Source organism: Pseudomonas sp. NDM (assembly GCF_003105095.1).
Classification (GTDB): Bacteria; Pseudomonadota; Gammaproteobacteria; order Pseudomonadales; family Pseudomonadaceae; genus Aquipseudomonas; species Aquipseudomonas moraviensis_A.
On record NZ_QETJ01000088.1, the window covers coordinates 1 to 21,502 of the forward strand.

At 61.1% G+C, this 21,502-nt stretch carries 19 protein-coding genes; 9 read left to right on the forward strand and 10 right to left on the reverse strand.

What is annotated here, in order from left to right; translation table 11 throughout:
- Positions 1–64: 64 nt before the first annotated feature.
- Positions 65–472: a flagellar basal body-associated protein FliL gene (locus tag DCO47_RS17435; protein WP_039757432.1), complete on the reverse strand. Its 408-nt coding sequence runs from the start codon at positions 470–472 to the stop codon at positions 65–67.
- Positions 473–622: 150 nt separating this feature from the next.
- Between DCO47_RS17435 and DCO47_RS17440 the strand changes: the two genes are divergently transcribed.
- Together DCO47_RS17440 and glpT are read left to right on the forward strand one after the other, a co-directional pair.
- Positions 623–1,600: an NADPH:quinone oxidoreductase family protein gene (locus DCO47_RS17440; protein ID WP_042607081.1), complete on the forward strand. Its 978-nt coding sequence runs from the start codon at positions 623–625 to the stop codon at positions 1,598–1,600.
- Positions 1,601–1,857: 257 nt separating this feature from the next.
- Complete coding sequence (gene glpT, locus DCO47_RS17445; RefSeq protein ID WP_116658552.1) at positions 1,858–3,207, forward strand: glycerol-3-phosphate transporter; 1,350 nt, start codon at positions 1,858–1,860, stop codon at positions 3,205–3,207.
- Here glpT and DCO47_RS17450 read toward each other — a convergent pair.
- The 7 genes from DCO47_RS17450 to DCO47_RS17480 all read right to left on the reverse strand — a co-directional run bounded on the left by DCO47_RS17450 (position 3,183) and on the right by DCO47_RS17480 (position 11,324).
- Positions 3,183–3,851, reverse strand: coding sequence for a gamma-glutamylcyclotransferase (locus tag DCO47_RS17450; protein WP_042607082.1), 669 nt, complete (start codon positions 3,849–3,851; stop codon positions 3,183–3,185). The genes glpT and DCO47_RS17450 overlap by 25 nt on opposite strands.
- Positions 3,852–4,046: 195 nt before the next feature.
- Positions 4,047–5,015 (reverse strand): CDP-6-deoxy-delta-3,4-glucoseen reductase, encoded by a 969-nt coding sequence (locus DCO47_RS17455; protein WP_116658553.1) that lies wholly within the window; start codon positions 5,013–5,015, stop codon positions 4,047–4,049.
- Entirely contained in the window at positions 5,015–6,481 is a 1,467-nt protein-coding gene (gene ubiD / locus DCO47_RS17460) for a 4-hydroxy-3-polyprenylbenzoate decarboxylase (RefSeq protein WP_039757427.1), read from the reverse strand. The genes DCO47_RS17455 and ubiD overlap by 1 nt, the downstream gene beginning before the upstream one ends.
- Positions 6,482–6,561: 80 nt before the next feature.
- Positions 6,562–8,523: an acyltransferase family protein gene (locus tag DCO47_RS17465; protein ID WP_064364679.1), complete on the reverse strand. Its 1,962-nt coding sequence runs from the start codon at positions 8,521–8,523 to the stop codon at positions 6,562–6,564.
- Between the two features lie 139 nt (positions 8,524–8,662).
- Positions 8,663–9,922 (reverse strand): transcription termination factor Rho, encoded by a 1,260-nt coding sequence (gene rho / locus DCO47_RS17470; RefSeq protein WP_003229334.1) that lies wholly within the window; start codon positions 9,920–9,922, stop codon positions 8,663–8,665.
- Between the two features lie 247 nt (positions 9,923–10,169).
- Positions 10,170–10,499 (reverse strand): thioredoxin TrxA, encoded by a 330-nt coding sequence (gene trxA / locus DCO47_RS17475; RefSeq protein ID WP_065616337.1) that lies wholly within the window; start codon positions 10,497–10,499, stop codon positions 10,170–10,172.
- A gap of 120 nt (positions 10,500–10,619) precedes the next feature.
- On the reverse strand, positions 10,620–11,324 hold the full coding sequence (locus DCO47_RS17480) for a FadR/GntR family transcriptional regulator (RefSeq protein WP_042607141.1): 705 nt from the start codon (positions 11,322–11,324) through the stop codon (positions 10,620–10,622).
- Positions 11,325–11,580: 256 nt separating this feature from the next.
- Between DCO47_RS17480 and DCO47_RS17485 the strand changes: the two genes are divergently transcribed.
- From DCO47_RS17485 to ppx, 5 genes are all read left to right on the forward strand, one after another.
- The gene (locus tag DCO47_RS17485) at positions 11,581–12,366 is read left to right on the forward strand and encodes a transporter substrate-binding domain-containing protein (RefSeq protein WP_042607087.1); all 786 of its coding nucleotides are present in this window, start codon (positions 11,581–11,583) and stop codon (positions 12,364–12,366) included.
- A gap of 21 nt (positions 12,367–12,387) precedes the next feature.
- Positions 12,388–13,056 (forward strand): amino acid ABC transporter permease, encoded by a 669-nt coding sequence (locus DCO47_RS17490; protein WP_064364677.1) that lies wholly within the window; start codon positions 12,388–12,390, stop codon positions 13,054–13,056.
- The gene (locus DCO47_RS17495; protein WP_016772621.1) at positions 13,053–13,703 is read left to right on the forward strand and encodes an amino acid ABC transporter permease; all 651 of its coding nucleotides are present in this window, start codon (positions 13,053–13,055) and stop codon (positions 13,701–13,703) included. The genes DCO47_RS17490 and DCO47_RS17495 overlap by 4 nt, the downstream gene beginning before the upstream one ends.
- The gene (locus tag DCO47_RS17500) at positions 13,690–14,427 is read left to right on the forward strand and encodes an amino acid ABC transporter ATP-binding protein (RefSeq protein WP_116658554.1); all 738 of its coding nucleotides are present in this window, start codon (positions 13,690–13,692) and stop codon (positions 14,425–14,427) included. The genes DCO47_RS17495 and DCO47_RS17500 overlap by 14 nt, the downstream gene beginning before the upstream one ends.
- A gap of 207 nt (positions 14,428–14,634) precedes the next feature.
- Positions 14,635–16,137: an exopolyphosphatase gene (gene ppx / locus DCO47_RS17505; protein WP_042607090.1), complete on the forward strand. Its 1,503-nt coding sequence runs from the start codon at positions 14,635–14,637 to the stop codon at positions 16,135–16,137.
- A 311-nt stretch (positions 16,138–16,448) separates the two neighbouring features.
- Here ppx and ppk1 read toward each other — a convergent pair whose 3' ends face one another.
- Positions 16,449–18,674, reverse strand: coding sequence for a polyphosphate kinase 1 (gene ppk1 / locus DCO47_RS17510; RefSeq protein WP_042607091.1), 2,226 nt, complete (start codon positions 18,672–18,674; stop codon positions 16,449–16,451).
- 18 nt (positions 18,675–18,692) lie between these two features.
- Positions 18,693–19,706: a porphobilinogen synthase gene (gene hemB, locus DCO47_RS17515; protein ID WP_042607092.1), complete on the reverse strand. Its 1,014-nt coding sequence runs from the start codon at positions 19,704–19,706 to the stop codon at positions 18,693–18,695.
- A gap of 207 nt (positions 19,707–19,913) precedes the next feature.
- Between hemB and DCO47_RS17520 the strand changes: the two genes are divergently transcribed.
- Positions 19,914–20,573, forward strand: coding sequence for a DedA family protein (locus DCO47_RS17520; protein ID WP_042607093.1), 660 nt, complete (start codon positions 19,914–19,916; stop codon positions 20,571–20,573).
- A 167-nt stretch (positions 20,574–20,740) separates the two neighbouring features.
- Positions 20,741–21,409 (forward strand): isoprenoid biosynthesis glyoxalase ElbB, encoded by a 669-nt coding sequence (gene elbB, locus DCO47_RS17525; RefSeq protein WP_116658555.1) that lies wholly within the window; start codon positions 20,741–20,743, stop codon positions 21,407–21,409.
- Positions 21,410–21,502: the final 93 nt, after the last annotated feature.

Here is a 21,502-nt window from a genome sequence, read left to right on the forward strand (position 1 = left end):
TGACAGGAGGCTTGCGTTCCAAATGTAGGAGCTGCCGAAGGCTGCGATCTTTTGATTTTATGTCTTACTGGATGATCAGGTTGTTGAACAACAGATCCTCAACCACTGGCTTGCCGGTCTCGTCATTCATGACCTGCTGGGTCTGCTTCAACGCTTCCTGACGCAGCTTTTCCTTGCCCTCGATGCTGCCCATCGCCTCGGTGGTCTGCTGAGTGAACAGCGCCACCAGTTGATTGCGGATCAGCGGCTCGTTGGCCTTGACCAGTTTGGTTGCCTCTTCGCCAGTGACGCGCAGGGCCACGTCGGCCTTGTAGACCTTGAGCTTGGCGGTGCCATCGAGGCCGTAATTGCCGACGAACGGCGGGCTCAGGGTGATGTAATTGACCTTCGGCGCCTCGCCTTCTTTGGCTTCTTCGGCCAGTGCTGCCACAGGCAGAGACAGGGCCAGCAACAACATGATCCACGCTTTCACAATTCGCTCCTTATCCGGTTTGCGGCCTAGCATAGCGACCCGCCGCGCCAGCACAAGCTTATGGCTGACTATCAGGGTCGGGCATGCTCGTTGACCCGTTGATTCACACACCTACACTTATCGGCCATCACTCCCAAAGGAATAGCCCTGATGAAAGCCGTGCTGTGCAAAGCCTTCGGCCCTGCCGAATCGCTGGTGCTGGAAGACGTCGCCAGTCCTGTCGCCAAGAAGAACGAAATCCTGCTGGACGTGCACGCCGCCGGGGTCAATTTCCCGGACACGCTGATCATCGAGGGCAAATACCAGTTCAAACCGCCCTTCCCGTTCTCGCCGGGCGGTGAAGCGGCCGGGGTGGTGCGCGAAGTCGGGGAAAAGGTCAGTCACCTGAAAGTCGGCGACCGGGTCATGGCGCTGACCGGCTGGGGCAGTTTTGCCGAGCAGGTTGCGGTGCCGGGCTACAACGTCCTGCCGATTCCGCCGTCGATGGACTTCAACATTGCCGCTGCGTTCAGCATGACCTACGGCACCTCCATGCACGCGCTCAGGCAGCGCGCCAACCTGCAAGCGGGCGAAACCCTGCTGGTCCTCGGGGCATCCGGTGGTGTGGGCCTCGCCGCGGTGGAGATCGGCAAAGCCATGGGCGCCCGGGTGATCGCCGCCGCCAGCAGCGCCGAGAAACTCGCGGTGGCCAAGGCTGCAGGGGCTGACGAGTTGATCAACTACAGCGAAAGCAATCTGAAGGACGAAATCAAACGCCTCACCGACGGCCAGGGCGCCGACGTGATTTACGACCCGGTCGGCGGCGACCTGTTCGACCAGGCCATCCGCGCCATCGCCTGGAACGGCCGCCTGCTGGTCGTCGGCTTCGCCAGCGGACGCATCCCGGAACTGCCGGTGAACCTGGCCCTGCTCAAAGGTGCGGCGGTGCTCGGCGTATTCTGGGGCTCGTTCGCCCAGCGCCAGCCCCAGGACAATGCAGCGAACTTTGCCCAACTGTTCGGCTGGTTTGCCGAGGGCAAACTCAAACCGCTGGTGTCGCAGGTGTATCCGCTGAGCAATGCCGCGCAAGCGATCGATGATCTTGGCCAGCGCAAGGCTGTGGGCAAGGTTGTCGTTCAGGTTCGTTAAGACTGCGGCGCGATCCGGGCCCGCAACCCGGATCGCTTCAATATTGAGATCCGTCTCTTAAATACGTTAAGCCGCAGAAAGCCACCCGAGCCACCATTCCCTCTGCGCCGCATAGTTATCTCAGAGCGACATGTTCATAAAGGAACGCTCAACAGCGCAAATTTCCGCTGTTTTGCCGACGTGAAGCAATGCTATTTTCGGTAACGAAACTGTAACATTCGCATCCGCAGTCAAAACAAGAAAACTGGAGCTCTTGAATGTTTGCTTTCTTTCGTCCTGCCGCACATCAGGCTCCTTTGCCTGAAGAAAAAATAGACAGCACCTACCGACGCCTGCGCTGGCAGATCTTCGCCGGTATCTTTATCGGCTACGCCGGTTACTACCTGCTGCGCAAGAACTTCTCCCTGGCCATGCCGTACCTGATCGACGAAGGCTACAGCCGTGGCGACCTCGGCCTGGCGATGTCGGCGATCGCCATTGCCTACGGTCTGTCGAAGTTCCTCATGGGCCTGGTGTCCGACCGTTCCAACCCGCGTTTCTTCCTGCCGTTCGGTCTGCTGGTCTCGGCCGGGGTGATGTTCATTTTCGGTTTCGCGCCGTGGGCAACATCCAGCGTGACGATGATGTTCGTCCTCCTGTTCATCAACGGCTGGGCGCAGGGCATGGGCTGGCCGCCGAGCGGACGGACCATGGTGCACTGGTGGTCGCAGAAGGAACGCGGCGGCGTGGTGTCGGTGTGGAACGTGGCGCATAACGTCGGCGGCGGTCTGATCGGCCCGCTGTTCCTGATCGGTATGGGCCTGTTCAACGACTGGCACGCGGCGTTCTACGTCCCGGCAGCGGTCGCGCTGGGCGTTGCGGTGTTTGCGTTCATCACCATGCGCGACACCCCGCAATCGGTCGGCCTGCCGCCGATCGAGCAGTACAAGAACGATTATCCGGAAGGCTACGACGCCAGCCACGAGGACGAATTCAGCGCCAAGGAAATCTTCGTCAAATACGTGCTGCGCAACAAAATGCTCTGGTACATCGCCATGGCCAACGTTTTCGTCTACCTGCTGCGCTACGGCGTGCTGGACTGGGCGCCGACCTACCTGAAGGAAGCCAAGGGTTTCACGGTGGATAAAACCTCGTGGGCCTACTTCTTCTACGAGTGGGCGGGCATTCCGGGGACGCTGCTGTGCGGCTGGATGTCGGACAAGATCTTCCGTGGCAACCGTGGCCTGACCGGCATGGTGTTCATGGCGCTGGTGACTGTGGCGACGCTGGTGTACTGGCTGAATCCGGCCGGCAACCCGATGGTCGACATGATCGCCCTGTTGTCGATCGGCTTCCTGATCTACGGCCCGGTCATGCTGATCGGCCTGCAGGCACTGGAACTGGCGCCGAAGAAAGCCGCCGGCACCGCAGCGGGATTCACCGGTCTGTTCGGTTATCTGGGTGGTTCGGTCGCGGCCAGCGCGGCGATGGGCTACACCGTTGACCATTTCGGCTGGGACGGCGGTTTCGTCCTGCTGGTCGGCGCTTGCCTGCTGGCGATGGCCTTCCTCGCGCCAACGCTATGGCACAAGCAGGTCGCCAGTCAGAGCCGCGAAGCGGTCGCCTGATCGCTGTGTGATTTACAGCGCTTGAGCCGCGCCTCCAGATTGCGGTCTGGCATGGCGTGGCTGCGCAGGGCGTGCACGGTCTGCTCGACATAATCGCGAGTGGTGCCGTAACGCCCGCTGGCGCTGGCGAACACCTGGCTGAGCACATGATCCGGCAAGTTGCCGGCATAGCTCGGCAGGTGACGCTCCAGCACGAATCCCAAGGCCTGCACCTGAGTGCCATCTTCGAGCCGGCAATTGAGCCAGTGCGGACGATACGAGGGAAACGGCATCTCGCGTTTCCACAGCGCGTACAGCGCGGTATCGAGATTGTCTTCCGGCAAGCGGTAGGCAAAACCGCTGCAAGAACCGCCACGATCCAGACCGAACACCAGACCGGGCATCTCCGGCGTACCACGGTGCTCATGCGACCACAGGTACAAGCCGCGATGGTAACCATGCACGCGACCGCGCATACGCTCAACAGCCGTGCATTCCGGACGCCAGATCAGCGAGCCATAGGCGAACAGCCACACCGGCCCGCCCTTGTGGCGCGCCATGGTCGATTGCATGGAAGCGAGAAGTTGTTCGTGCGTCAGCTGCGGCCCAAGATCGAGCCGCGGAGGGTAAGCCAGATTCAGAATTGCGTTTTCAATGGCGCTCATGGCGAATAGCGTTCAGCTCCCCGCGGGTGAAGAATTACTTAATAGAACGCACCGCTGTAACAATAAGGCACATATGTTTCGAGGCAAATTAAGTGCCATGACACTGGCGGTGATTAATTACCTGATTGATATATAACCTAGCGGTATTTGTGCAATTACATAAATACCGATCGGCTATATACCCAGTTATAAGTATCAGCCGCGCGGGGCGTAGGCGAACACGTCGGCGCGCATCTGATGCGCATCCATTCCCGCCTCGACCAGCGCGTCCAGCGTGCCGTAGACCATCGCCGGCGAACCGCTGGCATAGACGTGCAGCGGTTTCAGGTCAGGGAAATCTTCGCAAACCGCCTCGTGCAACATACCGCAGCGCCCTTCCCAGCCGCACTGGTCGCTGACGACCTTGTGCAGAAACAGGTTGGGCAGTTTCAGCCACTCGTCCCAGTGCTCGATCTGATAGAAATCTTCCGGACGGCGCACGCCCCAGTACAGATGCACCGGATGCTTGAAACCTTCGGCGCGGCAATGCTCGATCAACGCGTGAATCTGGCCCATGCCGGTGCCAGCGGCAATCAGCACCAGCGGGCCTTCGGGCAGCTCCGCAAGGTGTGTGTCGCCAAACGGCAGCTCGACACGCACCATCGGGTTGCGTTGCAGCTGTTCGATCAGGCTCAGCGCACTGGCTTCGCGCGCCAGCACGTGGATTTCCAGATAACGCCCGCCGTGGGGTGCCGAAGCCATGGAGAACGCCGATTTCTCGCCGCTCTCACGCTCGATCATCAAATACTGCCCGGCGTGATAACGCGGTGGCTTGCCCGCCGGTGCACGCAGACGCACGCGCCAGGTATCGCCGCCCACCTCGCGGCACTCGATGACCTGACATGACAGGCTGCGCACCGGCAACTCACCCAATGCGAGCACGCCATCCCACAACAGCACGCAGTCTTCCAGCGGTTCGGCGATGCAGGTGTAGAACTCGCCGTGGTCGTGGACTTTGCCGGCCTGCTCGACGCGGCCTTCGACCAGCAGCGCTGCACACACGTGGCAATTGCCGTTGCGGCAGCTTTGCGGGCAGTCATAGCCCAGGCGCCGCGCGCCGTCGAGAATCCGCTCACCGGGTTGTATCTCGAGGACCGCTCCGGAAGGCTGCAGGGTTACACGCATCAATCTATTCCTAACTGATTCCAGATGGCATCGATCCGTTGGGTGACGGCGTCGTCCTTGACGATCACGCGGCCCCACTCGCGGGTGGTTTCGCCCGGCCACTTGTGGGTGGCATCCAGGCCCATTTTCGAGCCCAGGCCGGAAATCGGCGAGGCGAAGTCGAGGTAGTCGATCGGCGTGTTATCGATCATCACCGTATCGCGCTTGGGGTCCATGCGCGTGGTGATGGCCCAGATCACGTCGTTCCAGTCGCGGGCGTTGATATCGTCGTCAGTGACGATAACGAACTTGGTGTACATGAACTGTCGCAAAAACGACCAGACGCCGAGCATCACGCGCTTGGCATGCCCCGGATACGACTTCTTCATCGTCACCACGGCCATGCGGTACGAGCAGCCTTCCGGCGGCAGGTAGAAGTCGGTGATCTCCGGGAATTGCTTCTGCAGGATCGGCACGAACACTTCGTTCAGCGCCACGCCGAGAATCGCCGGCTCATCCGGCGGACGGCCGGTGTAAGTGCTGTGATAGATCGGTTTGATCCGGTGGGTGATGCGCTCGACGGTGAACACCGGGAAGCTGTCGACTTCGTTGTAGTAACCGGTGTGGTCGCCATACGGGCCTTCGTCGGCCATTTCGCCCGGATGAATCACGCCTTCAAGGATGATTTCGGCGGTGGCCGGCACTTGCAGGTCGTTGCCACGGCACTTGACCAGCTCGGTGCGGTTACCGCGCAAGAGACCGGCGAAAGCGTATTCGGAAAGGCTGTCCGGCACCGGGGTTACAGCGCCAAGGATAGTCGCCGGATCAGCGCCAAGGGCCACCGACACCGGGAACGGCTGCCCCGGATGCTTCTCGCACCACTCGCGGAAGTCGAGAGCACCGCCACGATGGCTGAGCCAGCGCATGATCACCTTGTTGCGACCGATCACTTGCTGACGGTAGATGCCGAGGTTCTGACGTTCCTTGTTCGGGCCTTTGGTGACCGTCAGGCCCCAGGTGATCAGCGGGCCAACGTCGCCGGGCCAGCAGGTCTGCACCGGCAGCATTGCCAGATCGACGTCGTCGCCTTCGATGACCACTTCCTGACACACCGCGTCTTTGACGACTTTCGGCGCCATGGAAATGATCTTGCGGAAGATCGGCAGTTTCGACCATGCGTCCTTCAAGCCCTTCGGCGGCTCCGGTTCCTTGAGGAAGGCCAGCAGCTTGCCGATTTCGCGCAGTTCGCTGACCGACTCGGCGCCCATGCCCATGGCCACGCGCTCGGGGGTGCCGAACAGGTTGCCGAGCACCGGGATGTCGTAACCGGTGGGTTTTTCGAACAGCAGCGCCGGGCCTTTGGCCCGCAACGTGCGGTCGCACACCTCAGTCATCTCCAGCACCGGCGAGACGGGAATCTGGATGCGTTTCAACTCTCCGCGCTGCTCAAGCTGCTGCACGAAATCCCGAAGATCCTTGAATTTCATTGACGATGGCACCCTCAAAATAGGCGTACATCCTACCTGCTCTGACGGGCAAACAGCAGCCCGTCAGTGCCCGGCATCGCTCAATTGTGGCTAGCACCCAGCAGCATCGGCGCAAACAACGGGCTGAGTCTGGCGCTGCCGGCGTCGGAAAGATGGTCGGCATCCTTGTACTGCGAATGGCCGTCGACATCGATCATGCACAAGCCGTCCTTGCACATCAACGGCGTCGGATCGATGACGTGCACCCCGGCATCCGCGGCATTCATCGAGCCGAACAGCTCGGTGAAAAACTGCTGGCGAGCCAGATGCTCGGCGAGCGGGCGGCCCAATCCTTCGGCCGAGCGGCCAATACGCGCCAGACTGGTCAAGCGGCTGATGTAACTCTTGTGCTGCAGCGGCACCTCCTTGAACAACCAGACCTGCACGCCCGCCTCACGCAATTCGCTGACCTGAGCCTTGATTGCCGCTGCCATGCGCTTTTCCGATTGCGCGACATTGCGCGAAGGGTCGAGGAGGAACTGCTTGTCGCCGTCACCGTCCTCACGGCCGTAGACATACAGACTCCAGTTCGCCGCCAGCACCACGTCCTTGATACCCAGCTCGCGGACCAGCTGCATATTGCGCTGGTTGAACTGCTTGCACTGCGCGCGCAGGGCGTCGTCGATGATCGGTGGGCATCCGGTGAGGCTGTACAGCCAGACCGGCTGACCGTCACGCTGGCTATTGCCTTCGATGGCGGGCAGCAGCGCTGCGGTGTGGCTGTCACCCCAGAACATTTTCGTCGGCGCAATTTTCTGATCGCCGCCCACGCGACACGCCTTGTCCAGGGTTTTGTCCTTGCTCATGTGCATGCATTGCATCTGCCCGGCGTTCCACTCCTGGGACTGGGCATATTCCAGCGCTTTGCCGCTCAGGCGCTCGGGCACGCCGTCCGCCGAACGGATGGCCGAACCGACCACCGCCAGGACGGCAATCGACACCAGGCCACCGACCAACACCGAGTTTCGGCTGGCGAACACGCGTTTTTCGCGAAACGGCAGCTCGACAAAGCGCAGACTCAGCCAGGCCAGTGCGACCGCCAGCGCGATCCAGCCAAGCGCTTCAAGCGGCTGGATGCCGTCGATCGAGATGGCATTGGCATACACGTAGATCGGCCAGTGCCACAGGTATAGCGAGTAGGACAACAGACCGATCCACACCATTGGCCGCAGGCTCAACACCTGGCCGGCCAGGGTCGGGCCGCGAGCGCCCGACCAGATCAATGCGCTGGTACCGAGCACCGGCAGCAACGCTGCCCAGCCCGGGAACACGGTGGTTTTGTCGAATGTGAAGATTGCCAATAGCACCGCCGCCAGTCCGGCCAGGCCGACGGTCTGCCGAAACCAAAGCCGCGGCGCATGTTTTGCTGCCGGCAACACTGCGAGCATGGCGCCGCAGAGCAATTCCCAGGCGCGGGTCGGCAGGGAGAAGAAGGCGAATTCCGGGCGACGCTCGATGTAGACGATGTTCAGCCCGAACGACACCAGCAGCACGGCGAACAGCATCCAGCGCCAATGCCGGACATAGCGCATCAGCAGCACCATCATCAGCGGGAAGAAGATGTAGTACTGCTCCTCCACGGCCAGCGACCAGGTATGCAGCAAGGGTTTGAGATCGGAGGCCGGGGCGAAGTAGCCGTCCTCGCGCATGAACAGGATGTTGGAAATGAACAGCGACTGATAGCGGATCGTTCGTCCCAGATCGGACAGATCCTTGGCGGTCAGCAGCAACCAGCCCAGCGCCAGAGTCACCACTACGACCAGCGTCAGCGCCGGCAGAATGCGTCGAGCGCGACGGCCCCAGAAGTCGAGAAAGCTGAAGCGCTGGGCGCTGATTTCGCGAAACAGGATCGAGGTGATCAGAAACCCGGAGATGACGAAGAAAACATCCACGCCGACAAAGCCGCCGCTGAACGTATTGAATCCGAAATGAAACAGCACGACGGGAAGAACCGCGAGCGCGCGTAAACCGTCGATATCACGGCGATTGCCAAACGTGTGCATGAAAAACCTTACCTGTTCTGGATACAGAATCCCTTGAAGTCGCGACGTTAGCAGCCGCGCAAACTTCAATCCAGATACAAATAATCGCGGGCAAAAAAAAGCGCCCCTCGCGGGACGCCTTTTTCAACAGCGCAGAATATTACTTGCGCTTCATCGACAAGAAGAACTCGTCGTTGGTCTTGGTCGTCTTCAGCTTGTCGACCAGGAACTCGATGGCGGCAACTTCGTCCATCGGGTGCAGCAGCTTGCGCAGAATCCACATGCGCTGCAGTTCGTCGTCGGCAGTCAGCAACTCTTCGCGGCGGGTGCCGGAACGGTTGATGTTGATGGCCGGGAACACACGCTTCTCGGCAATCTTGCGATCCAGAGGCAGTTCCATGTTGCCGGTACCCTTGAACTCTTCGTAGATCACTTCGTCCATCTTCGAGCCGGTTTCAACCAGCGCGGTGGCGATAATGGTCAGCGAGCCGCCTTCTTCGATGTTACGCGCGGCACCGAAGAAACGTTTCGGCTTCTCCAGGGCGTGGGCATCGACACCACCGGTCAGGACCTTGCCGGAGCTCGGGATCACGGTGTTGTAGGCACGGGCCAGACGGGTGATGGAGTCGAGCAGGATCACCACGTCTTTCTTGTGTTCGACCAGGCGCTTGGCCTTCTCGATCACCATTTCAGCTACCTGGACGTGACGGGTCGGCGGCTCGTCGAAAGTCGAGGCAACCACTTCGCCGCGCACGGTGCGCTGCATTTCGGTCACTTCTTCCGGACGCTCGTCGATCAACAGCACGATCAGGTGAACTTCAGGGTTGTTGCGGGCGATGTTCGCTGCGATGTTCTGCAGCATGATCGTTTTACCGGCCTTCGGCGGCGCAACGATCAGACCACGCTGGCCTTTGCCGATCGGCGCACACAGGTCGATCACGCGGCCGGTCAGGTCTTCGGTGGAACCGTTGCCGGCTTCCATCTTCATGCGCACGGTCGGGAACAGCGGGGTCAGGTTCTCGAAGAGAATCTTGTTTTTCGCGTTCTCCGGACGATCGAAGTTGATCGTGTCGACCTTGAGCAGGGCGAAATACCGCTCGCCTTCCTTCGGAGGGCGGATCTTGCCAACGATGGTGTCACCGGTGCGCAAGTTGAAGCGGCGGATCTGGCTCGGCGAGACGTAGATGTCGTCAGGGCCGGCGAGGTAGGAAGCGTCTGCGGAGCGCAGGAAGCCGAAGCCGTCCTGGAGAATCTCCAGCACGCCATCACCGGAGATTTCCTCGCCGCTTTTCGCGTGCTTTTTCAGCAGGGAGAAAATCACGTCCTGCTTGCGCGAACGGGCCATATTTTCTATGCCCATCTGTTCGGCCAATTCGAGCAGTTCGGTAATCGGCTTTTGCTTGAGTTCAGTCAGATTCATATAGGAATGACGTAATCATTTATGGAGGGGGGAAATTAAGCTTTTGGCTTAATGAGGCCGCGCCGCGGAGAAGGCGACAGGATCGCGAACTAATTCGAAAAGGAGTGCGTCGGCGACGGCTAGCAGGGGGCATTGGAGAAACCAGTGCGGGGCCGAATGTACCACCTGAGTTTCGGAGCGTCCAGCCCTGAATACGCAAAAAGCCCCGCGAAGTGCGGGGCTTTTTTTCAGCGTTTTACTGCGACGCTCAGATGTTGGCGTCGAGGAAAGCCGCCAGTTGCGACTTCGACAGTGCGCCGACCTTGGTCGCTTCAACGTTGCCGTTCTTGAACAGCATCAGCGTCGGGATACCACGCACGCCATACTTGGCCGGGGTTTCCTGGTTTTCGTCGATGTTCAGTTTGGCGACGGTCAGCTTGCCTTTGTAGGTCTCGGCAATCTCGTCCAGAACCGGTGCGATCATTTTGCAAGGGCCGCACCATTCAGCCCAGTAGTCGACCAGGACAGCGCCTTCGGCCTCGATTACGTCAGCATCGAAGCTAGCGTCGCTAACGTGTTTGATCAGATCGCTGCTCATGGAGTTCTCCAGGTTGTAAGCAAAAAAACGTGGCCCATCATAGCCGCCCTTCCCTTGTTCCGGAAGCCGCAGATGATTGAGTGTTGCTATGGCCCCTGATGAGTTTGGGTATAGCTCAAGTCACGCCGTGGCGGGAGCGATGAAGGCGATTCCGGTGCGCAGGGCGGCGTTGCGCACGTGTTCCTGCATGGCTTTCTGCGCCGCCCCCGACGCGCGGCGCGCCAGGGCACGGAGGATCTTGCGATGTTCCTGCCAGGTTTCCATGGCGCGCTCGGCGCGGATGAACGGCAGTTTCTGGCTCTCGAGGAAGATCTCGGCGCTGGCGGTGAGAATGCTCAGCATCGCCTGATTGCCGCTGGCCAGGAGGATGCGCCGGTGAAAATCGAAGTCGAGTTTCGCCGCCGCTTCGAAGTCGCCGCCGCGCAATTGCTCGCGCATCGCCGCGACATTGTCTTCCAGCGCATCCAGATCAAACGTACTCAAGGTTGTCGCGGCGAGCCCGGCGGCAAAGCCCTCCAGCGCGTAGCGCAACTGAAAGATGTCCAGCGGCGAGGCTTGCGCCGCGAATGGCCAGCCCGGCGCTTCGCCGCGCGACAATTCGACCGGCGACTGCACGAACACGCCCTTGCCCGGCTGAATGCTGACCACGCCCAGGGCACTGAGCGACGACAGCGCTTCACGCAACGATGCCCGGCTGACGCCCAGTTGCAGCGCCAGATCCCGTTGCGAAGGCAACGCGTCGCCGGCACCGAAGCCCTGTTCGGTGATCAGTTTGCGGATCGCTTGCAGCGCCACTTCGGGTACGGCGCGGGAGATCGAATTCATGATGTGCGGACGCGTCAGGGCCAAGGTGCGGCTAGTTGTAAAGCTATTCGTCGAGTCCGGCAAGTCGTGCCCCAGCGGGGTTCGGCGCGCACTGCCGATGCGCCATCGCAGTGCGAAAACCGAGTTGACTGTTCAGACCAGTAAGACCGAACCAAGCCGCTGATGCCGCGGCCTGCCGGGGCGAAATCCGTCTGTTGGCACGGCCCATGCTCTGTCCGATCGCAGCAACCACTTCCCGCCGATCCGGAGATTGTCCATGACCCAGCGTTACAGCGCCCTCCTCGCTTCCCTGTTTGCCGGCCTGCTGCTGTGCCAGGCCCCCGCTCACGCCGACGGTCTGGACGACGTGGTCAAACGCGGCACGCTGAAAGTCGCCGTGCCCCAGGACTTTCCGCCATTCGGCTCGGTCGGCCCGGACATGAAGCCGCGCGGCCTGGACATCGACACGGCGAAACTGCTCGCCGACCAACTCAAGGTCAAACTCGAACTGACCCCGGTCAACAGCACCAACCGCATCCCGTTCCTCACCACCGGCAAGGTCGATCTGGTGATTTCCAGCCTCGGCAAAAACCCCGAGCGCGAGAAGGTCATCGACTTCTCCCGCGCCTACGCGCCGTTCTACCTCGCTGTGTTCGGCCCGCCAGACGCTGCGATCACCAGTCTCGACGACCTCAAGGGCAAGACCATCAGCGTCACCCGGGGCGCCATCGAAGACATCGAGCTGAGCAAAGTCGCCCCCGAAGGCGTGACTATCAAACGTTTCGAAGACAACAACTCGACCATCGCCGCTTACCTGGCCGGCCAGGTCGATCTGATCGCCAGCGGCAACGTGGTGATGGTTGCCATCAGCGAGAAGAACCCCAAGCGCGTGCCGGCGCTGAAAGTGAAGCTCAAGGATTCGCCGGTCTATGTCGGCGTGAACAAGAACGAAGCGGCGCTGCTGGCCCGGGTCAACGACATCCTCAACAGCGCCAAAGCTGACGGCGCGCTGGAAAAGAACTCGCAGACCTGGCTGAAAGAGCCGCTGCCGGCCGATCTCTGATCGACTGCGCGGGAGACCATCATGGCTTATCAATTCGATTTCCTGCCGGTGGTGGAAAACACCGACCTGCTGCTGCGCGGCGCGCTGTTCACCCTTGAGCTGACGGCCATCGGCGCACTGCTCGGGGTTGGCGTCGGCATTGTCGGCGCGCTGGTGCGGGCGTGGCACATCCGCCCGTTCTCGGCGATCTTCGGCGTCTACGTCGAGTTGATCCGCAACACGCCGTTTCTGGTGCAACTGTTCTTCATCTTCTTCGGCCTGCCGTCGCTCGGCGTGCAGATTTCCGAGTGGCAGGCGGCGGTGCTGGCGATGGTGATCAACCTTGGCGCCTATTCGACCGAGATCATTCGCGCCGGCATCCAGGCGATTGCGCGCGGGCAACTGGAAGCGGCTGCGGCACTGGCGATGACTCGCTTCGAAGCGTTCCGCCACGTCGTCCTGCTGCCGGCGCTGGGCAAGGTCTGGCCGGCGCTGAGCAGCCAGATCATCATCGTCATGCTCGGTTCGGCGGTGTGCTCGCAGATCGCCACGGAGGAATTGAGCTTCGCCGCCAACTTCATTCAGTCGCGCAACTTCCGCGCCTTTGAAACCTATGCGCTGACCACCCTGATCTATCTGTGCATGGCGCTGCTGATCCGCCAGTTGCTCAACTGGTTCGGCCGTCGCTTCATTGCCAGGAGCAGCCAATGAGCGATTTCACTTTCTGGGACATCCTGCGCAATCTGCTCACCGGCCTGCAATGGACACTGGCGCTGTCGCTGGTGGCGTTCATTGGCGGCGGCCTGGTCGGCCTGCTGATTCTGGTCATGCGCATCTCGAAAAACACCCTGCCAAGCAGCATCGCCCGCACCTGGATCGAGCTGTTCCAGGGCACGCCGCTGTTGATGCAATTGTTTCTGGTGTTCTTTGGCGTGGCGTTGGCCGGGATTGAAATTTCGCCGTGGATGGCCGCGGCGATCGCTTTGACCTTGTTCACCAGCGCCTATCTGGCGGAGATCTGGCGCGGTTGCGTCGAGGCGATTCCCCACGGTCAGTGGGAAGCCTCATCGAGCTTGGCGCTCAATCCGCTCGAGCAGTTGCGCTACGTGATTCTGCCGCAAGCGCTACGCATCGCCGTGGCGCCGACCGTGGGGTTCTCGGTGCAAGTGGTCAAAGGCACAGCGGTGACCTCGATCATCGGTTTCACCGAACTGACCAAGACCGGCGGCATGCTCGCCAACGCCACATTCGAACCGTTCATGGTCTACGGCCTCGTCGCCCTCGGCTACTTCCTGCTCTGCTACCCCTTGTCCCTCAGCGCGCGCTACCTGGAAAGGAGACTGCATGCCTCTGCTTAGAATTTCCGCCCTGCATAAATACTATGGCGATCATCACGTGCTCAAAGGCATCGACCTCAGTGTCGAGGAAGGCCAAGTGGTGGCGATCATCGGCCGCAGCGGCTCGGGCAAGTCGACCCTGTTGCGCACCCTCAATGGCCTGGAGTCGATCAACGATGGCGTGATCGAAGTCGACGGCGAGTACCTCGATGCCGCCCGTGCCGATCTGCGCAGCCTGCGGCAAAAGGTCGGCATGGTCTTTCAACAGTTCAACCTGTTCCCGCACCTGACCGTCGGCGAAAACGTCATGCTCGCGCCGCAAGTGGTGCAGAAAATGCCCAAGGCCAGGGCAGCCGAACTGGCGCGGGAAATGCTCGAACGAGTCGGGCTCGGGGAGAAATTCGATGCCTTCCCGGACCGCCTGTCCGGCGGCCAGCAGCAGCGGGTGGCGATTGCCCGGGCCTTGGCGATGTCGCCGAAGGTGTTGCTGTGCGACGAAATCACCTCGGCACTCGACCCGGAACTGGTCAATGAAGTGCTCAGCGTGGTGCGGCAACTGGCCAAGGAAGGCATGACGCTGATCATGGTCACCCACGAGATGCGCTTCGCCCGGGAAGTCGGCGACAAACTGGTGTTCATGCACCATGGCAAAGTGCATGAGGTGGGCGATCCAAAGGTGCTGTTTGCCAATCCGCAGACGGCGGAGCTGGCGAACTTTATTGGCACCGTGGAAGCGACAGCCTGAAGATTTTCTGAGGCAGTGATGCCCTCTTCGCGAGCAGGCTCGCTCCCACATGGGAATGCGCTCACCTGTGGGAGCGAGCCTGCTCGCGAATGGCCGCGCCGCGATCTCCAGACTTTCTGTGCTGAATCAAGGCTTTGCGCCATGCGCGTTGGCGTCAGCGTTTGATCGTGGCACGATGTCGGGGTTATCGACCGAGACCCCCTGACCATGCCGCAATCCCAAGCCAAGAATCTGTCCCTGATCGCCGCAATCGACCTGGGCTCCAACAGCTTTCACATGGTCGTGGCCAAGGCCCGGAACGGCGAAATCCGCATCCTCGAACGCCTTGGCGAGAAGGTCCAACTGGCCGCCGGCATCGACGATGCGCGCCAGCTCAATGAAGAATCGATGCAGCGCGGCCTCGATTGCCTCAAGCGCTTTGCCCAACTGATCAACGGTATGCCCCTGGGCGCCGTGCGCATCGTCGGCACCAACGCCCTGCGCGAAGCGCGCAACCGTGGCGAGTTCATCCGCCGCGCCGAGGAAATCCTCGGCCATACCGTCGAAGTCATCTCCGGCCGTGAAGAAGCGCGCCTGATCTATCTGGGCGTCTCGCACACGCTCGCCGATACGCCGGGCAAACGTTTGGTCGCCGACATTGGCGGCGGCAGTACCGAATTCATCATTGGCCAGCGCTTCGAACCATTGCTGCGCGAAAGCCTGCAGATGGGCTGCGTGAGTTTCACCCAGCGCTACTTCAAGGACGGCAAGATCACCCCGGCCCGCTACGCCCAGGCGTATACGGCGGCGCGGCTGGAAATCATGAGCATCGAACACGCTCTGCATCGCCTGACCTGGGATGAGGCCATCGGCTCCTCCGGTACGATTCGCGCCATCGGTCTGGCACTGAAGGCCGGCGGCCATGGCAGCGGTGAGGTCAACGCCGAAGGCCTGGCGTGGCTCAAGCGCAAGCTGTTCAAACTGGGCGACGCCGACAAGATCGATTTCGAAGGCATCAAGCCTGATCGCCGGGCGATCTTCCCGGCGGGTCTGGCGATTCTCGAAGCGATTTTCGATGCCCTCGAACTGCAACGCATGGATCACTGCGACGGCGCGCTGCGCGAAGGCGTGCTCTACGACCTGCTCGGTCGCCACCATCACGAAGATGTGCGCGAACGCACCCTGACCTCGCTCATGGAGCGCTATCACGTCGATCTGGAACAGGCGGCGCGGGTCGAGCGCAAAGCCCTGCATGCGTTCGATCAGGTCGCTGTGGACTGGGAGCTGGACGACGGCATCTGGCGCGAACTGCTCGGCTGGGCGGCGAAAGTGCACGAAGTCGGGCTCGACATCGCTCACTATCACTACCACAAGCACGGTGCCTACCTGATCGAGCACTCTGACCTGGCCGGCTTCTCCCGCGAGGATCAGCAGATGCTCGCGCTGCTGGTACGCGGCCACCGCCGCAACATTCCCAAGGACAAATTCGCCGAGTTCGGCGATGACGGCATCAAGCTGATTCGCCTGTGCGTGCTGCTGCGTTTTGCGATTCTGTTCCATCACATTCGCGGAACCCAGGCGATGCCGCAGGTGGTCCTGCATGCCGAGGGTGACAGCCTGGATGTGGAGTTTCCCGAGAACTGGCTGGAGGAGAACCAGCTGACCCAGGCGGATTTCGCGCTGGAGGCGGACTGGTTGACGCGGGTGGGCATCGTTCTCACGGTGCACTGATCTGCGTTGCAGGAACTGCCGCAGGCTGCGGTCTTTTGATCTTGTCGTTAAAGATCAAGATCAAAAGATCGCAGCCTCGTTGCACTCGACAGCTCCTACAGGGCATTCCAGGCACAAAAAAGGCGATCCGTCGGGATCGCCTTTTTTATTGGGTCCGGTTTGAGGAACTGCGTGAGCCTTGCCCCTCACCCCAGCCCTCTCCCGAGGGAGAGGGAGCCGATTTGTGGGCTTTTTAAATCCTGAGTTCGACTCGGTCAGTCCCCTCTCCCTCCGGGAGAGGGTTAGGGTGAGGGGCTTTTGACTTCCAGCACTTAACTGCTAACGGGCAATATCGGGCTGCCCAACCGCTCCAGCAACGTGGCCTGCGCACTGCGCGGGTTCTGGTTGCCGGTGGGCGTGTTGCGAATGTAGCGGCCGTCCGACTGCAGGCTCCAGCTGTGGGTGTTGTCGGTCAGGTACAGCTCCAGCTCTTTCTTGACCCGGGTCAGCAGCTTCTTGCCTTCCACCGGGAAGCAGGTCTCGACACGCTTGTCGAGGTTGCGCTCCATCCAGTCGGCGCTGGAGAGGAACATCTGCTCGTCGCCGCCGTTGAGGAAGTAGAACACCCGCGTGTGCTCGAGGAAGCGGCCAATGATCGAGCGCACATGAATATTGTGCGAGACCCCGGCAATGCCCGGACGCAGGCAGCACATGCCGCGCACCACCAGATCGATGCGCACGCCGGACTGGCTGGCCTTGTACAGCGCACGGATGATCTTCGGATCGGTCAGCGAGTTGAACTTGGCGATGATGTGCGCCGGTTTGCCTTCGAGGGCGAACTGGGTTTCGCGGGCAATCATGTCGAGCATGCCCTTCTTCAGGGTGAACGGCGCGTGCAGCAGCTTTTTCATGCGCAGGGTCTTGCCCATGCCGATCAACTGGCTGAACAGCTTGCCGACGTCTTCGCACAAGGCGTCGTCGGAGGTCAGCAGGCTGTAGTCGGTATAGAGCTTGGCGTTACCGGCGTGATAGTTACCGGTGCCGAGGTGCGCGTAGCGGACGATCTCGCCAGCCTCGCGGCGCAGGATCAGCATCATCTTGGCGTGAGTCTTGAAGCCGACCACACCGTAGATCACCACTGCACCGGCCGCTTGCAGACGGCTGGCCAGTTGCAGGTTGGACTCTTCGTCGAAGCGCGCGCGCAGCTCGATCACCGCAGTGACTTCCTTGCCGTTACGCGCGGCGTCGACCAGCGCATCGACGATCTCGGAGTTGGCCCCGGAGCGGTACAGCGTTTGCCGTACGGCGAGCACGTGCGGGTCTTTCGCCGCCTGACGCAACAGGTCGACCACCGGGGTGAACGACTCGAACGGATGCAGCAGGAGGATGTCCTGCTTGCTGACCACGCTGAAAATGTTTTCGCTGTTCTGCAGCAGTTTCGGGATCTGCGGGGTGAACGGCGTGTATTGCAGCTCCGGATGGCTGTCCAGACCGGTGATGCTGAACAGCCGCGTCAGGTTGACCGGGCCGTTGACCTGATACAGCTCGGTCTCGCTCAGGTTGAACTGCTTGAGCAGGTAGTCCGAGAGGTGTTTCGGGCAGGTGTCGGCGACTTCCAGACGCACCGCGTCACCGTAGCGCCGCGAGAACAGCTCGCCACGCAGGGCGCGGGCCAGGTCTTCGACATCTTCGGAGTCGAGGGCCAGGTCGGCGTTTCGGGTCAGGCGGAACTGGTAGCAGCCCTTGACCTTCATGCCCTGGAACAGGTCATCGGCGTGAGCGTGGATCATCGACGACAGGAACACATAGTTGTCGCCGGCGCCGCCGACTTCTTCCGGCACCTTGATGATCCGTGGCAGCAGACGCGGCGCCGGAATGATCGCCAGACCGGAGTCGCGCCCGAAGGCGTCGATGCCTTCGAGCTCGACGATGAAGTTCAGGCTCTTGTTCACCAGCAGCGGGAACGGGTGCGTCGGGTCGAGGCCGATCGGGGTGATGATCGGGGCGATTTCGTCGCGGAAATAACGACGTACCCAGGTCTTGAGCTTGGTGGTCCAGTTGCGCCGACGGATGAAGCGCACCTGATGCTTTTCCAGCTCGGGCAGGAGGATGTCGTTGAGGATCGCGTACTGACGGTCGACGTGACCGTGGACCAGCTCGCTGATCCGCGCCAGCGCCTGATGCGGCTGCAAGCCGTCAGCGCCGGCCTGTTCACGGGCGAAGGTGATCTGCTTTTTCAGCCCGGCAACGCGGATTTCGAAGAATTCGTCGAGGTTGCTGGAGAAGATCAGCAGGAATTTCAGCCGCTCCAGCAACGGGTAGGACTCGTCCAGCGCCTGTTCCAGCACGCGGATATTGAACTGCAATTGCGAAAGCTCGCGGTGGATGTACAGGCTGCTGTCATCCAGGCCGGGAATGGCGATCGCCGGCACCGCCGCGGCAGTTTCGGCAACCGGCGCGGGTGGCGCAGGTTCCATTTCCGGCGGGGTTTCGGTGATCTGCTCGACCACCGGCTGAGCTTCTTTTACGGCAACTTCAGTGAGTCCTTCGGTATTCATGGAATGTTCCTGGGAGGGCTATTTCTGCTCTCGTAACAATTGAGCGGCACGAACGGCAAAGTAAGTCAGGATGCCATCTGCACCGGCACGTTTAAAGGCGGTCAGTGACTCGAGGATCACCGCTTCGCTCAACCAGCCATTCTGGATAGCGGCCATGTGCATGGCGTATTCGCCACTGACCTGATAGACGAAGGTCGGCACCTTGAAGGCATCTTTGACCCGAAAAAGAATGTCCAGGTAGGGCATGCCCGGTTTGACCATGACCATGTCCGCGCCTTCGGACAAGTCCGCACCGACTTCGTGCAGCGCTTCGTCGCTGTTGGCCGGATCCATCTGGTAAGAGGCCTTGTTGGCCTTGCCGAGATTCGACGCCGACCCCACCGCATCGCGGAACGGGCCGTAGTAGGCGCTGGCGTATTTGGCCGAGTAGGCCATGATGCGCACGTTGACGTGACCGGCTATTTCCAGCGCTTCACGAATGGCCTGGATGCGGCCGTCCATCATGTCCGATGGCGCGACGACCTGAGCGCCGGCCTCAGCGTGGGACAGCGCCTGACGTACCAGCGCATCGACGGTGATGTCGTTCTGCACGTAGCCGTCTTCGTCGAGAATGCCGTCCTGACCATGGGTGGTGAACGGGTCCAGCGCCACGTCGGTGATCACCCCCAGTTCAGGGAAGCGCTCGCGCAGAGCGCGAGTGGCACGCTGGGCGATACCTTCGCGATTCCACGCTTCGGCGGCATCCAGGGATTTCAGTTCGGGCGGAGTGACCGGGAACAGCGCCAGCGCTGGAATCCCCAGCTCGACCCACTTCGCCGCTTCTTCCAGCAGCAGATCAATCGTCAGCCGCTCGACGCCCGGCATCGAGGCTACGGCTTCGCGGCGATTCTCACCGTCGAGCACAAATACCGGCAGGATCAGGTCATCGACCGTCAGCACGTTTTCACGCACCAGCCGCCGGGAAAAATCATCACGACGATTGCGACGCAGGCGGGTGGCGGGAAACAGACGATTGGCGGGGGTAAAGCTCACGGCAGACTCCTGAGCCCGGGCAAACGGGCGAGCGTGACAGTTATAGACGGCCATTATGACCAACAGATGACAGTTGTGTGAGACCTGTGACGGGTAGCCGCTTTCCATTCTCGGTGTAGGAATTGTTCACGTCGAGACACATTTGGACACTTTCATGAATGTGCCCGAAGGGTTAGGCTGCGCGTTCATTTCGCCAGCACCCAGACAATGCTCCAACAATTTCTGCACGACTTTGGCTACTTTGCCTTGTTTCTCGGCACGTTCTTCGAAGGCGAAACCATCCTGGTGCTCGCAGGCTTCCTCGCGTTCCGTGGATACATGGACATCAACCTGGTGGTGGTCGTGGCGTTCTTTGGCAGTTACGCCGGCGATCAGCTGTGGTACTTCCTGGGGCGCAAGCACGGGCGCAAGTTGCTCGCGCGCAAACCGCGCTGGCAGATGATGGGCGACCGCGCGCTGGAGCACATCCGCAGGCATCCGGACATCTGGGTCCTGAGCTTCCGTTTCGTCTACGGCCTGCGCACGGTGATGCCGGTGGCGATCGGTCTGTCCGGCTATCCGCCGGGACGCTACTTGCTGCTCAATGGTATCGGCGCGGCGATCTGGGCCAGTGCACTGGCTGCTGCGGCTTACCACTTCGGCGCAGTACTGGAAGGCATGCTCGGCAGCATCAAGAAGTATGAGCTGTGGGTGCTCGGTGCGTTGCTGATCCTCGGCCTGGGTCTGTGGCTGCGGCGCCGCTTCAAGAATGCGCAGTTGGCGAAGAAGATCTATGAGGATGAGCAGATCGCCAAAGCCGCCGCGGCCGAGCAGTTGCGTCAGGCCGAAGCGACCCATCCCGCCGAGCCTAAAACGCCAGCCGAATAAGCCTTGCGCTGGTGGCTGCCGCGCGCAGCCAAGGCAAATAATGAACACCCCGCCGCCGTTGCGATCCATTGAGAGAGCGCTCTGCCCCCGCGTGCGTCGCCCATGCCCCTATGGCAACGCGTGACGATTTAAGGGACATTGAGCGCCATGAATCTGGAGAGAAGCCCATGAGCAAAAAAGTTGCAGTGATCCTGTCCGGCAGCGGCGTGTACGACGGCGCCGAAATCCAGGAAAGTGTCATCACCCTGTTGCGCCTCGACCAGCGCGGCGCTCAGGTACAGTGCTTTGCGCCGAACATTGCGCAATTGCATGTGATCAACCACCTGACCGGCGAAGAAATGCCGGAATCGCGCAACGTGCTGGTGGAGTCGGCGCGGATTGCCCGCGGCAACGTCAAGGATATCCGCGACGCCGATGTCGAGGACTTCGATGCGCTGATTGTCCCCGGCGGTTTCGGTGCGGCGAAAAACCTGTCGAACTTCGCCATCGAAGGCGCCGGTTGCACCGTGCAACCTGACGTGCTCGCCCTGGCCGAGGCGTTTGCCGAAGCGGGCAAACCGGTCGGGCTGATCTGCATCTCCCCGGCGCTGGCAGCAAAAATCTACGGCCCTGGGGTGACCTGCACCATCGGCAACGACGCCGACACCGCTGCGGCAATGAACAAAATGGGCGCCACCCACGAAGAGTGCGCCGTCACCGACATCGTCGAAGACAAGGCGCGCAAACTGGTGACCACCCCGGCGTACATGCTGGCGCAGACCATCAGCGAAGCGGCTTCGGGCATCAACAAACTGGTCGACCGTGTGCTCGAACTGACCCACGAAAACGACGCCTGACACGGTCTACTGTAGGAGTGAGCCTGCTCGCGATGGCGGTGTGAAGGCAACATATCTGTTGGATGATCGACCGCTATCGCGAGCAGGCTCACT